The following is a 12265-nucleotide window of genomic DNA, read 5'->3' as shown; positions in this document are numbered from 1 at the left end:
GAATATGCGATTCAAAGACAAGGTTGCCGTGGTGACAGGCGGCGCCTCCGGCCAGGGCCTGGAGACCTGTCGCGGCTTTGCCCGGGATGGCGGAAAAGTGGTGGTGGCGGACTGGAGTTTCGAGGCCGCAGAAAAGGTTGCTGCCGAAATCGGCGGGATCGCCGTCCGGGTCGATGTCTCTCAGGAAGACCAGGTCCGCGCCATGCTGGATGCGGCGGTGGCGAAATGGGGGCGGCTTGATGTGCTGATCAACAATGCCGGGATCGGGTTCAGCGCCAGCAACCGCTACAAAATGGCCAGTGTGACCGAGACCCCGGCGGATGACTGGGATCAGATCATGGCGATCAACCTGAAAAGTGTCGGCATGGCCTGCAAACATGCGATCCCGCTGATGGTGGCGCAGGGCGGCGGCGCCATTGTCAACATCGCCTCGATCAACGGCATTGCCGGGCTGACAGGGGCCGATGCCTATACGGCGTCAAAAGGCGGCATCGTCGCGCTGACACGGGTGCTGGCACTTGACTGGGCCAGCAAGGGCGTGCGGGTGAATTGTGTTTGCCCGGGCGTGGTGGTGACGCCGATGATCGAGGGCGCGCTGAATGATCCGGGCTTTATCAAAATGGTCGCGGAACGCATCCCGCTCGGTCGCCCGGGCCGCCCGGAAGAGATCGCGGCGGTGAGCCTGTTCCTCGCCTCGGATGCGGCCTCGTTCGTGCATGGCGCGATCATCCCGGTCGATGGCGGCCAGGTCGCGCCCTGAGGCCCGGATACGTTCAGAAGGAAAGACTATGACCCGTTCTGTGATCATCACCTCGGCGGTGCGGACCGCGATTGGCGATTTTGGCGGCGCTCTGTCGGGGCTGAAGCCCAGCGAAACCGGCATTGCCGTGGCGCGTGAGGCGGTAGCGCGTGCCGGTATCGCAGCCAGCGACATTGACCAGACCGTCTTTGGCAATGTGATCCATACTTTGCCGGAAGATATGTATCTTTCGCGGGTCGTGGCGCTTGGTGCCGGGGCGCGCGCTGGTGCCCCGGCGCTGACGCTGAACCGGCTTTGCGGCTCGGGCCTGCAGGCGGTGATATCGGGGGCCGAGCAGATCCGGCTGGGTCATGCCGATGTCGTTCTGGCAGGCGGCGCGGAAAGCATGAGCCGAGCTGGCCACTTGCTGACCGAATCCCGCGAGGGCCGGAAGATGGGTGATGTCCGGGCGATTGATATGATGACCGGCGCGCTGACCGATCCGTTCGGCGCGGGTCATATGGGCATGACCGCTGAAAACATCGCGACCCAAGACGGCATCAGTCGCGAGCGTCAGGATGGCTTCGCGCTGGAATCGCATCGCCGCGCGGCAGCGGCGGCGGCCGAGGGGCGTTTTCGCGACCAGATCCTGCCGCTGACCGTGCGCAAGGGCAGGGCCGAGCGGGTCTTTGACACGGATGAACATGTCCGCCCGGATGTGACAGCTGCGGATCTTGCAAAGCTGCGCCCGGCTTTTTCAAAAGAGGGATCGGTGACGGCCGGGAATGCCAGCGGCATCAATGATGGTGCGGCGGCGCTGATCCTGATGGAAGAGTCGAGGGCCGGCGCGCGCGGTGTCACGGCACTTGCGCGGATCATCGCCTCGGGCCTTGGCGGTGTCGCACCCGAGGTCATGGGGCTTGGCCCGGTTCCGGCGGTGGAACAGGCGCTGGCCCGGGCAGGCCTGACGCTATCGCAGATCGATGTCATTGAATCGAATGAGGCTTTTGCCGCCCAGGCCTGTGCGGTCAGTGACCGGCTCGGGTTTGATCCGGCACGGGTGAACCCCAATGGCGGCGCAATTGCGCTTGGTCATCCGATTGGCGCTTCGGGGGCGATCATCCTGACGAAACTGGTTTATGAACTGCGGCGCGTGGCGGGGCGCTATGGTCTGGCGACCATGTGCATCGGCGGTGGTCAGGGCATCGCGCTGGTGATCGAGAACCCGGGCGCGGGGCAGGCGACATGACCCAGGTCATCGCCGTTCTCGGCGCCGGCACCATGGGCAGCGGCATCGCGGTCTCTTGTCTGAGCGCGGGGCTGCCGGTCACGCTGATCGACAGCCAGCCCGCCGCGCTGGAGCGTGCCGGGGCGCTGATCAGCGCCCATTTCCGTCGCCAGGTCGAGACCGGTCGGCTGGCGGAGCCGGAGGCGCTTCGCTTTCAGTCCGGGCTGACCCTATCGCAGGCGCTTGCCGACCTCGCCCCGGCAACAGTCGTGATCGAGGCCGTGTTCGAGGATCCCGACGTCAAGCATGCGCTGCTGACCGAAGTCGAACCGCTGATCGCGCCGGATACGGTGATTGCGACCAATACATCCTGCCTGCTTGTGGCGGATCTGGCCCGTGCGCTGCGCCATCCCGAACGCTTTCTGGGATTGCATTATTTCAGCCCGGCGGCGGTCAACCCGGTGGTCGAACTGATCCGCACTGCTCAGACCAATGCCCGCAGTGCAGAGATGGCCGCTGACCTGCTGCGCCGGACCGGCAAGGAGGCGCTGCTCTGCCGTGACAGCAATGGCTTTGCGATCAACCGCTTTTTCTGCCCCTATTGCAACGAGGCGACCCGGCTGACCGGCGAAGGCCTCGCTACACCCGGCCAGGTCGATGCCGTTGCACGCGAGACGTTCGGCCTGGCGCTTGGCCCTTTCGCGGTGATGAACCTCACCCATCCGCGCATCATGCTGCATGCACAGCAAAGCCTCACCCGCTTTGGCGCTTTCTATACTCCGTCGCCCGCTCTGACCGCCATCGGCGCGCAGGGCACGCTCTGGGAGATCGAGGCGGAGCCTGAGCCTCTGGCCGCGGATACCGCGCGCCAGGTTGCAGAGCGCCTGCAGGCCGCGATCCTGCTGGTGGTAGGCGAGGTGGTTGCCGAGGGCGTGGTCAGCGCCGATGATCTTGACCGGGGCGCGCGGCTGGCACTGCGCTTCGGCACACCGCCAGGCGCCTTGCGCGAAAGCCTTGGCGAAGCGGAAGCAGCAAGGCTGGTCGCCGCCCTTTACAAACGTCACCCGAAGGAAAGCCTGTCTCATGCGTGAACGGACCATCCTGATCACCGGTGCCTCCAGCGGGCTCGGCCGGCATTTCGCAGAGATTCTTGCCGCCGAGGGCGCAAAGGTGATCCTTGCCGCCCGTCGTCCCGATGTCTTGCAAGATGTCGCGACCGAGATCCGCGCCGCCGGGGGCGACGTGCTGACGGTTGCGATGGATGTGGCCGATCCCGCCAGTGTGACGGCGGCTTTCGCGGCCATCCCGGGCGAGATCGATGTGGTGATCAACAATGCCGGTGTCACCGCGACGGCTGCCGCAATGACCATGGATCCCGCCGATTTCGGCCATATCATCGATGTCGATCTGAAGGGTGTTTTCCATGTTGCCCAGGCGGGCGCAAAGCGCATGGCCGGGCGGGGTGGCGCGATGGTCAATGTCGCCTCGATCCTGGGGCTCAGGGTGGCGGGGCATGTCTCGGCCTATGCCGCCGCCAAGGCGGGGGTAGTGCAGCTCACGAAATCGCTGGCGCTGGAATGGGCGCGCCATGGCATTCGGGTGAACGCGCTTTGCCCGGGCTATATCGAGACCCCGCTCAACCGCGATTTCTTTGCAACCGATGCCGGCAAGGCCCTGATCGCCCGCATCCCGCAGCGCCGCCTTGGGCAGCTGCAAGACCTTGACGCGCCGCTGAAGCTCCTGTGCTCGGATGGCGCGCGTTACATGACCGGGGCGGTGCTTGCCGTCGATGGCGGTCACCTCTGTTCTGGACTTTAGGAGACAGCGATGGATTTTACGATCTCGCCGCGCATTGAGGATTTTCGCAGGCGCATCGCCGATTTTGTCGAGACCCGGCTCTTGCCTTTGGAGGCCGACCCGGCTGCCTATGACGCGCATGAGAATATCGCGCCCGACCATCTGGAACGCCTGCGCGCCGAAGCCAGGGCCGAGGGCCTCTGGTGCCTTCAACTGTCCCCCGAACATGGCGGCCAGGGTCTGTCGCGGGTTGGGATGGCGGTTTGTTATGAAGAGATGAACCGTTCGATCTTCGGGCCGGTCGTGTTCAATTCGGCGGCGCCCGATGATGGCAATATGATGGTGCTGCAGGCCCTTGGCACCGAGGCGCAGAAGGCCGAATTCCTGCAACCTATCGCCGATGGCTGCGTGAGATCGGCTTTTGCGATGACCGAACCCGATCCGGGCAGTGGGTCCGACCCCGGCATGATGCTGACCCGCGCCACGCGGGATGGTGATGATTATGTGATCCATGGCAGGAAATGGTTCATCACCGGCGCCGGTGTGGCAGAGCATTTCCTCCTTGTCGCCCGCACCTCTGACGATCCGCGGCGCGGCCATACCTGTTTCCTGTTCCACCGCGATGATCCGGGCTGGTCGCTGGGGCGGCGCATTCCGATCATGGGGCCGGAGGAACATGGCGGTCATTGCGAGATGACGTTTGACGGGCTGCGCATCCCGTCGCGCAATGTGCTATACCGCGAAGGCCATGGGCTGAAAGTGGTGCAGACGCGGCTTGGCATCGCACGGCTGACGCATTGCATGCGCTGGCTCGGCCTGTCGAAACGCTGTGTCGCCCTTGCGACCGAGTATGCTGCACGGCGGCAGGGTTTTGGTGTCAGGCTTGCCGACCGCGAAAGCGTCCAGGTGCTGCTGGGCGGTCTGGCGGCGGATATCGAGATCGGCAGGCTTCTGGTGATGAAAGCGGCTTGGGCGCTGGATCAGGGCGGGTTCGCGAAGAAAGAGATTTCCATGGCAAAGATCCATGTCGCGGGTCTCGTCAACCGCGCCGCCGATACCGCGATCCAGATCAACGGTGCACGGGGCTATTCGCGCGACACTGTGGCGGAATGGATCTACCGCTACGCCCGTCAGGCCCGGCTCGTCGATGGGGCGGATGAGGTGCATAAAATGGTGCTGAACGGCCTTCTTGCCGAGGAGGCACACAGGTTCTGGTCCTGGGATGTCGCGGCGGAGCCCGCACAATGACGGCGTCCCTCGATTTTGCGCCGGAAAAGCTCGCGGGGTTTCTGGCGGAGCGTTTTGGCCCGGGCGAGCTGGTGCTGGAGCGGATCGGCGGCGGCCAGTCGAACCCCACCTATTTTCTCGACTATGCCGGCCGCCGGCTGGTGTTGCGCAAACAGCCGAAGGGGCCGATCCTGCCAGGCGCCCATGCGATCCAGCGCGAATACCGCGTGATGAAAGCCTTTGGCGCGACCTCGGTTCCGGTGCCGCGGATGGAGCTTTTGCATGATGACCCCGCGCTGATCGGCACACCATTTTTCCTGATGGAGCGGGTGGAGGGCCGCGTCTTTTCCGATTGCCGCCTGCCCGATCTTGATCCGCAGGCGCGGCGGGCAGTCTATCTTGCGATGGCGAAAACGCTCGCACGGATGCACAGCGAGACTCCCGCCACTATCGGGCTGGGCGATTACGGCAAGCCCGGCGACTATTTTGGCCGCCAAATCCACCGCTGGACCAGCCAGTTGCAAGGCTCGGGTCAGGCGGATGACCCTTTACTCAGCGGTCTTGCCGCCCGGATTGCCGCTTTGCGCCCTGCCGATGGTGGCCACAGCGCCATCGCACATGGTGATTTCCGGCTCGGCAATCTGATGTTCCACCCGACAGAGCCGCGCGTGGTGGCGATCCTCGACTGGGAACTTTCGACCATTGGCCATCCTTTGGCGGATCTGGCCTTTGCCGCCATGCCCTGGTTCACATCGCCCGATGAATTCGGTGGCATGCTGGGCGATGTCAGCGAGGGGATCCCGGACGTGGGCGAGTTCTTTGCCGCCTATCGTGCGGTGCGGCCGGATCTGCCACCGCCGCAGCCCTTCCATGTCGCTTTCGCGCTGTTCCGCTTCGCCGTGATTTTTGTCGGCATAGCCGACCGTGTAGCGGCGGGGATCGCCTCTGATCCGGAGGCCGCGCGCCATGCGCCGCTGGCTCGGCGGCTTGCCACCCGCGCGACCGAGGTTCTGGACGGCGCCTTTGGCGATCTAACAGCGTGACAGGCAATATCTGAACAAAAGCGGCCGAAAGGGAGACGCGCCATGGAGACCACGAAAGACAAGCTGACTGCGGCAAAGTCGAGGCTTGCCGCCTTTGCCAAAGCCACCCCGGCGCTGATGCAGGGCTTTGGCGCGGTCAGCAAACAGGCGACAGCGGCGGGCAGCTTCACGACCGGGCAGAAAGAGCTGATCGCGGTGGCGATTGCGGTGGCGAAGGGCTGCGATGACTGTATCCTCTACCATCTCGATGCGGCGCGAAAGCATGGGGTGGACGAGGCGGCGCTGATCGAAGCGCTGGAGATCGCGGTCGAAATGGGCGGCGGCCCGGCGGTCATGTATGGCGCCAAAGCGCTGGACAATTTTCGCAGTTGATTCAGCTGACCGCTTGTGCGGAGGCCGTTTGCGGCGGCCTCTACTCTCTTAAAAAGACCACTTTCACGAGAGATTTCACGACGGATGCGCGGACATTGAAATGCTGCGGAAAGACTAGCGCGTCGCGTTGTCAAGGTTCTGAGAATACGCAGGTTATGACCCGGCAACATTCGCCCGGCATCTGGACGAAACAGCATGAAGCGGGCGATGAGTTCCGCATCGATCCGGTCCGTCTTGGCGCGTGTTCCCCGCGACATGGCAAACGCCTTGATCTGAGATGGAGGAAGCTGCTTCGAGACAATCCCTGCTTCGACCAGCGCAGTCCACAAGGCCCATTCTTGTCCGCCGGTTGCTTCGAAACCGACCTGGATGGAGGCAGGCAACTGACGGATCATCGAGATCAGCTCTTGATGCCCTGCTGGTGAGTTGGGCAAACGAAACCTCTGCAAGCCAGGCAAACAAAACCCGTCGAGCCAGTCACGACACACGTCTATCCCGACCACACTGGTTTCTGCTATCATGTCACTCTCTCTTCCTTATGCTTCGCGGTCCCGCAAAACGGGCCGCCGTCAATTGTTCGAGACGGTGAGGAGAGGCAGGATCAGCCGGCTAGAAATCGTGGTCAGGCCACAAGGTGTTCAGCGCTGTATCCCACCCCATCGCAGCTCCTGGCCGGGAGCCGCGATGGGGCTAATGTAGCAGACCCGAGACACATAAGGTGTTTGATCCCACGGTTTGATAAGGACGCCCTATGGGACAAATTCGTCATGGCAGCGCCACGACCACGCACGCCGTCCGAGCAGCAATACAGCGATCGCAAGCTTCGCTCGCGCAGCTGAGCCGGGAGCTGGGGGTCAATCCCAAGACCGTTGCGAAGTGGCGCAAGCGCGCGACGGTCGAGGATATGAAGACGGGGCATTCCGAGCCGCGATCTACCGTGCTGACGGAGGCCGAGGTGCATACCGCTGAAGGCAAACTAATTTATTCGTTGGCATCGACCGGACGAGCAAGTTCGCCGTGACCCAACTCGTCGATAAAGCCGACAGGAAGACAGCCTGGGAATTCCTTCAGCACATGCTCGAAGCCGTGCCCTACAAGGTCCATACGATTCTCACCGACAACGGAATCCCGTTCGCAGAGCAGCCCCGGAACCGGAAATCCATCTACTCCCGGCCGATGCGCTTCGACATGATTTGCGAGGCCAATGGCATCGAGCACCGGCTGACCAAGCCCAACCATCCCTGGACCAACGGCCACGTCGAACCGATGAACCGCACGATCAAGGACGCCACCGTCAAACGCTTCCACTACGAAGCCCATGACCAGCTGCGAACACACCTCGGAGACTTCATGGGTGCCTACAACTTCGCGCGCAGGCTCAAGACCCTCGGTGGCCTCACCCCATACGAATACATCTGCAAGATCTGGACATCAGAGCCAGACAGATTCATCCTAAACCCGATCCACCAGATGCCGGGACTGAAAATCTACGCATCCCATCCTTCACCTTCCCGGCAGAAACTGTCGCGATAAAGTGCAAGCAGTTGCCCATCATCTACGCCAATCAAGGATGCAGGATATGCCGCGGCGGCGTCAGGCCCTAACTTCTGCCCCCGATCTGTCAGGGCAGGGTGGGCCGACATCAGAAATCCCAACAGATGCATGTCGCTCTCCCGGTTCATCCGCACTTCGAGGAGGCGGGCGATCACCGGCTGAAGATCCTGGCGCTCGGTCCTGAACTGGAACTGCGGGTATCGCACGCCATCCACTGTATTGATCTGGAAAATCCTCCCGGTTGCGATCAACCGTTTCATGCTGCGTTATGCCGTTGCAGGCTTCTTGCCGAGGACTTTCGCCGCCTCGGCCGGCATCAGCATTGAAGTGCGGGCAAGTAGTTTGAGGCGAGAACGGTGGACCGCAACCTGGAGGCGCAGCGCCGTTGGCAGAGACTTCTCGAGTGCTGCGTCAATCACGCAGGTCAGTTCTGTGCCACCTGCGAAGTGCTTGATGTCAGGTTTGACGTCCGGTGGGCTGATGAGGGCCGCAGCAATCTCGTTGAGATCGGCCAATCGGAGTTCGGAAGTGCATGTATATGTTAGGAAATCCTGCGTGTAATCAGCCGTCAATGCTTGGGCGAGGCGCGAAATTTCCAGCCTGTCGATCGCGTTGATGGTGTCTTGCGGGTGTGCCTCGGTGATGGCCAGATCAGGATCTAAATTGCGGATCTGATCGCGCGTGAAACGGACGGTCAGCGCGAGGCCTTCCTCTGTCAGAGCGAGCCTGACCTGCGGCGCCGGCTTGTTACGGGGCATTCGATACCTCGCAATCTGACAGCTGCGATGGATGAGCGCTATCGGAGATGGGCCGGGTTTCGGCAGGGGCAGGGGCAGGGGCAGGGGCAGGGGCAGGGGCAGGGGCAGGGGCAGGGGCAGGGGCAGAAGATGGTGAGGGTGGCTTCCAATTGTCCAGCCACGTCTGCAGGGTGTCTCCGGCCAGATCCCGATCCTGCGCAAGCGCTGCGACCATAGCATCGAAATGGGGACGGTTGGTCTGCAATATCCTGATCGCGTGCTGTTCTGCAGCCTCCAGCCGTAGCCGGACGCGCTGGCGTGCATCTGGATCGCGCATTGCGGCATCCAATGAGGTATCGGTCCAGATTGGACCAAATACGCCCAGCCCAAGTCGGGTATCTATCGCGACAGCAAGGCTGGTCGCCCGCGCAAGATCTGAGCGCTCAGGCCCGCCTGATCCGCTGCTGACGTCGCCGAAGACCATCTGCTCTGCCGCGCGGCCCGCCATGCACATAACGATTTCCGCCTCTATATCCTGCAAGCGGCCGGCGTTTGTTGGGACGGTGTGCTCAGTCGCGCCACCATCGTGCGTCAGGACTGTGCGTAGGATGGTGAAATCAAGTTCATGGCCCACAATGGCATGACCACATTCGTGAACTGCGAGGCGATGATCGAGTTCGGGCGACACTGACATGTCTCCGACGAGCAGCGTGCGAAGCTCGGCGAGCTGCACATCGGTCCCCCGGGCGCGAGCCTCGGCCTTCGCTCTGCGAATGGCAGCATCGATTTCGGCTGCAGTGCTTCCTATGGCGGCGCGCGCCAGTTCGGATATCTCTGACTGGCGCAGGATCTGGCCCAGATGGGCTGTCAGGATACCGTGAATGGCGTCATGATCGGGAAGTTTTACTTCGGCCTTGAGGTCGAACCTGCCGGCCCGCAGCACCGCGGGATCGATGCGGGATGGGTCATTACAGGCTCCTACAACGACGACACCTTCCTCACGCGCGATGCCATCCATCGCTTGAAGGAAGCCGTTGACTACCTGATGCCGGTAGTCGGCATTGTGGTCTCGACTACCGCGCGCTCCCACGGCATCGATTTCATCAATGAACAGGATCGCGGGCGTCAGTCGCCGTGCCTCACTGAAGCTGGCCTGCATGGCTTTCAGCATATCTCCAAGATGGCCGCGTGCTTGCCAGTCTGCAAAGCTTGCCGCCACAAATCCGATCCCAGGGGTGTTGCCCATGGCGCGCGCCAGCCAGGTCTTGCCTGTTCCGGGTCGGCCATGGAGCAAAAGGGAGCGGCTCATTTCCGTCCATGGCAGACTACCGTCCCGCCAGGACTGCAGGTCGGCGACTATCCGCTTCGCGGCTTCTAACGCCGGGCCTCCACCATGAATATCAGAGAGTTGCGGGCCTTTCTTCACTTCTGTTCCTGCGAGGAAATTCCGAAGGGTCTCGGCCACTTCCAAGGCACTGTTGGCACGAAGGGCGATCTGCAGCGCGGGCAGGGGAAGGGCAGCAAGCTGGTGATCATCCGGGAACTGGTCTGCAATTTTGACCAGTCCAGCCGCGCCATTTGGCCATGTGATGCGGAGAAGCTCAAACAGGACCTCGCGATTTAGCGGGGTGAGCCGAGTGACAGGCGGAAGATATCGCGAAAGCTCTGCTGCAGGTTCGGTCTCATCTGTGCACAGAAGGATCAGCGGCTGGGAATGGCCCAAAGCGGCGCTGATGCGCCGATGGAACGAAGCCGCTGCAGATGATGTCAGGCCGTCTTCCGGGGAAAGCACCATGACATCGCACTCTGCGTGATGCCGGGGCGCGAAGCCGATCCTCAGGTTTTCGGGGGCAAAGCCGACACAGATCAGCTCTCGCACGAAGCTCAGCTGATCCTGTGCAATACCGCTGATCAGTGTGATCTGCCCAGGCCGGAGGCACTGCTGAAAGCCATCAGCAGTGCCAAAATGCGCGGCAAGCCGCAGGCAGAGCTGGATAACATGTGGGGGCACCGGCGGCAGCGCGAGCTCATCCAGTGCAGCTGCACCGAGGGGGCATTCAGCACCGCGTTTCTTCTGGAGTGCCGATGGGGCAACCTCGGGCAGAACAACCGGCGCTGCAAACGCCTCACTGCGCGGCCGTTCCCAGGAATGGATGTGCCAGGTTTCATTCAGACGCTCGAGCACATCCTTGGCGTAATCCGACCAGGCTGGTGTGAGGTCAGTCGTCATCGCGGCATCCTTTGCGCAACAGCTCACCGGTCACGAAAGCGGCGCTCTCGTGTGGATGAGACATGAATTTGGGAACTCCGTGCTGCGGCGGTGCCGACAGGTCCGGAGGGTTTCAGCGGACCATGCGGATGCCGAGAAAGCAGGTCAAGCGAGGTGGTGGCGAGCTGACGGGTGCCGGGGGGGATGGCATTAAGTGTATGATATTGTGTAGTTTAATTTTGGTGCGGAATGTCGGAGAGGAAGTAAATTGGGTGAAATGGCAAAGTAATGGGTTCGCTTACACAGAAACTACCGCTCAGTGATGAGAATATCGCGTAAGCCTAATTATGTAATAACTATGCCAAAGGCCGTGCCGCGTTCGCTAGGGTCAGACCTCGTTCTCGGTTCATAACCAGAAGATGGCGGTTGCAGCGAGAGCTATGGCGGACAGGAAGACCTTCGGACATCTGTCGTAGCGTGTTGCAACGTATGAGGACGATCAGAAAACAGTCCGGTGGACTGCTTTCCCGACGATTGCCAATCTTTGAGCCTGCTGAGACATGGTCTCGATGCGGTTACGGCGCGTGTTGTGCCTGATCGGCTTGCCACGTGACTTACGGCCGGGAATGCAGGGCTTTATGCCCTTGTTTTTCAGTGAACCCCTGAGCCAGTCGGCATCATAACCCCTGTCGCCGAGCAGCCATTCCGCCTGCGGCAAACTACCGGGGAGCGCAGCTGCCCCCGTATAATCACTGACCTGACCAGCAGTCAGGAAGAGGCAGACCGGGCGTCCATCCGCATCTGCAACGGCGTGCAGTTTGGTGGCAGCGCATCCTCGAAGGCTGTTTCCACTGAAAATACGCCGAAAGCACCGATCTCTGCGAGAAGTTTTATGCGATTGGCAGCCTTGTGCTCCTTAACGGGGCAAAGGTGCTGATCGGCACGCACTGTCTGTCACTGCAACTGTCGGTGTCTCTACTATGGGCCACCCGTCGGATGCGGAATGCGCAACAAAGAGTTTAAATACACGCATCTGATCACGATCAATGGCAACGTCTGGATCGGGGCCGGTGCCACCCTTGTATCGCTCATAATGAGTGCTGTGGGTTCTTTGGTGCGGGGGCGCTACCGGCAGATGTGATCTGTAGAGGCAGTACCACTCAGGTGATGAAGGCGATTGCCGCGGCCGCTCCCCTTGGTTTTGTGCCGTGACCAACCTCACTGAGGCTGCTTTCGGGAAGGGATGCGGTCCGTCTGAGCGGGCGGGCGTCTTTTGTCGCCGGGGCCCGGCCCGTCACCTGACCGGCGCGCGACCGTTACAAGGCCTTTCGCCGACAGCGCGGACTGAGGCCGTTGTTC

At 62.0% G+C, this 12265-nt stretch carries 11 protein-coding genes and 3 pseudogenes; 9 read left to right on the top strand and 5 right to left on the bottom strand.

Going from position 1 to position 12265, the window contains the following annotated elements:
• The first annotated feature begins 4 nt into the window (after window positions 1-4).
• Genes BLW25_RS17150 through BLW25_RS17120 form a run of 7 tightly spaced genes read left to right on the top strand, consistent with a single transcriptional unit; the run spans window position 5 to window position 6406 of the window.
• Complete coding sequence (locus tag BLW25_RS17150) at window positions 5-760, top strand: SDR family NAD(P)-dependent oxidoreductase (protein ID WP_092902420.1); 756 nt, start codon at window positions 5-7, stop codon at window positions 758-760.
• 28 nt (window positions 761-788) lie between these two features.
• Window positions 789-1988, top strand: coding sequence for a beta-ketothiolase BktB (gene bktB, locus BLW25_RS17145; RefSeq protein WP_092902418.1), 1200 nt, complete (start codon window positions 789-791; stop codon window positions 1986-1988).
• The gene (locus BLW25_RS17140; RefSeq protein WP_092902416.1) at window positions 1985-3058 is read left to right on the top strand and encodes a 3-hydroxyacyl-CoA dehydrogenase family protein; all 1074 of its coding nucleotides are present in this window, start codon (window positions 1985-1987) and stop codon (window positions 3056-3058) included. The genes bktB and BLW25_RS17140 overlap by 4 nt, the downstream gene beginning before the upstream one ends.
• On the top strand, window positions 3051-3785 hold the full coding sequence (locus BLW25_RS17135) for an SDR family NAD(P)-dependent oxidoreductase (RefSeq protein WP_092902414.1): 735 nt from the start codon (window positions 3051-3053) through the stop codon (window positions 3783-3785). Before BLW25_RS17140 ends, BLW25_RS17135 begins: the two co-directional genes overlap by 8 nt.
• Before the next feature lie 9 nt (window positions 3786-3794).
• Complete coding sequence (locus BLW25_RS17130; RefSeq protein ID WP_092902412.1) at window positions 3795-5012, top strand: acyl-CoA dehydrogenase family protein; 1218 nt, start codon at window positions 3795-3797, stop codon at window positions 5010-5012.
• A complete protein-coding gene (locus BLW25_RS17125; protein ID WP_092902410.1) occupies window positions 5009-6034 on the top strand; it encodes a phosphotransferase family protein in 1026 nt (341 codons plus the stop codon). The genes BLW25_RS17130 and BLW25_RS17125 overlap by 4 nt, the downstream gene beginning before the upstream one ends.
• Before the next feature lie 42 nt (window positions 6035-6076).
• Window positions 6077-6406, top strand: a complete 330-nt coding sequence (locus tag BLW25_RS17120; protein ID WP_092902408.1) for a carboxymuconolactone decarboxylase family protein — start codon at window positions 6077-6079, stop codon at window positions 6404-6406.
• A 116-nt stretch (window positions 6407-6522) separates the two neighbouring features.
• Here the strand turns inward: BLW25_RS17120 and BLW25_RS25365 are convergent.
• Window positions 6523-6927 (bottom strand): annotated as a pseudogene (locus tag BLW25_RS25365) (transposase); the annotation flags it as partial.
• 230 nt (window positions 6928-7157) lie between these two features.
• Between BLW25_RS25365 and BLW25_RS17110 the strand changes: the two are divergent.
• Window positions 7158-7939, top strand: a pseudogene (locus tag BLW25_RS17110) (integrase core domain-containing protein).
• On the opposite strand, the gene BLW25_RS17105 reads toward BLW25_RS17110, so the two are convergent.
• The 4 genes and pseudogenes from BLW25_RS17105 to BLW25_RS17090 form a co-directional block, all read right to left on the bottom strand.
• A complete protein-coding gene (locus tag BLW25_RS17105) occupies window positions 7894-8220 on the bottom strand; it encodes a hypothetical protein (protein WP_092902406.1) in 327 nt (108 codons plus the stop codon). The pseudogene BLW25_RS17110 and the gene BLW25_RS17105 sit on opposite strands and share 46 nt — an antisense overlap.
• A 6-nt stretch (window positions 8221-8226) precedes the next feature.
• Complete coding sequence (locus BLW25_RS17100) at window positions 8227-8718, bottom strand: hypothetical protein (protein WP_092902404.1); 492 nt, start codon at window positions 8716-8718, stop codon at window positions 8227-8229.
• Window positions 8708-10927, bottom strand: coding sequence for an AAA family ATPase (locus tag BLW25_RS17095; RefSeq protein ID WP_092902402.1), 2220 nt, complete (start codon window positions 10925-10927; stop codon window positions 8708-8710). Before BLW25_RS17095 ends, BLW25_RS17100 begins: the two co-directional genes overlap by 11 nt.
• 385 nt (window positions 10928-11312) lie before the next feature.
• Window positions 11313-11744 (bottom strand): annotated as a pseudogene (locus BLW25_RS17090) (transposase); the annotation flags it as partial.
• Window positions 11745-11909: 165 nt separating this feature from the next.
• Here BLW25_RS17090 and BLW25_RS24495 point away from each other — a divergent pair.
• Window positions 11910-12047 carry a hypothetical protein gene (locus BLW25_RS24495; protein WP_171909620.1) on the top strand — a complete coding sequence of 46 codons (138 nt, stop codon included), beginning with the start codon at window positions 11910-11912 and terminating at the stop codon, window positions 12045-12047.
• Window positions 12048-12265 lie beyond the last annotated feature (218 nt).

Source organism: Rhodobacter sp. 24-YEA-8, assembly GCF_900105075.1.
GTDB lineage: Bacteria > Pseudomonadota > Alphaproteobacteria > Rhodobacterales > Rhodobacteraceae > Pseudogemmobacter.
The sequence above is the reverse complement of the archived record's forward strand: the minus strand, read 5'-3'. Positions and strand labels throughout refer to the sequence as shown.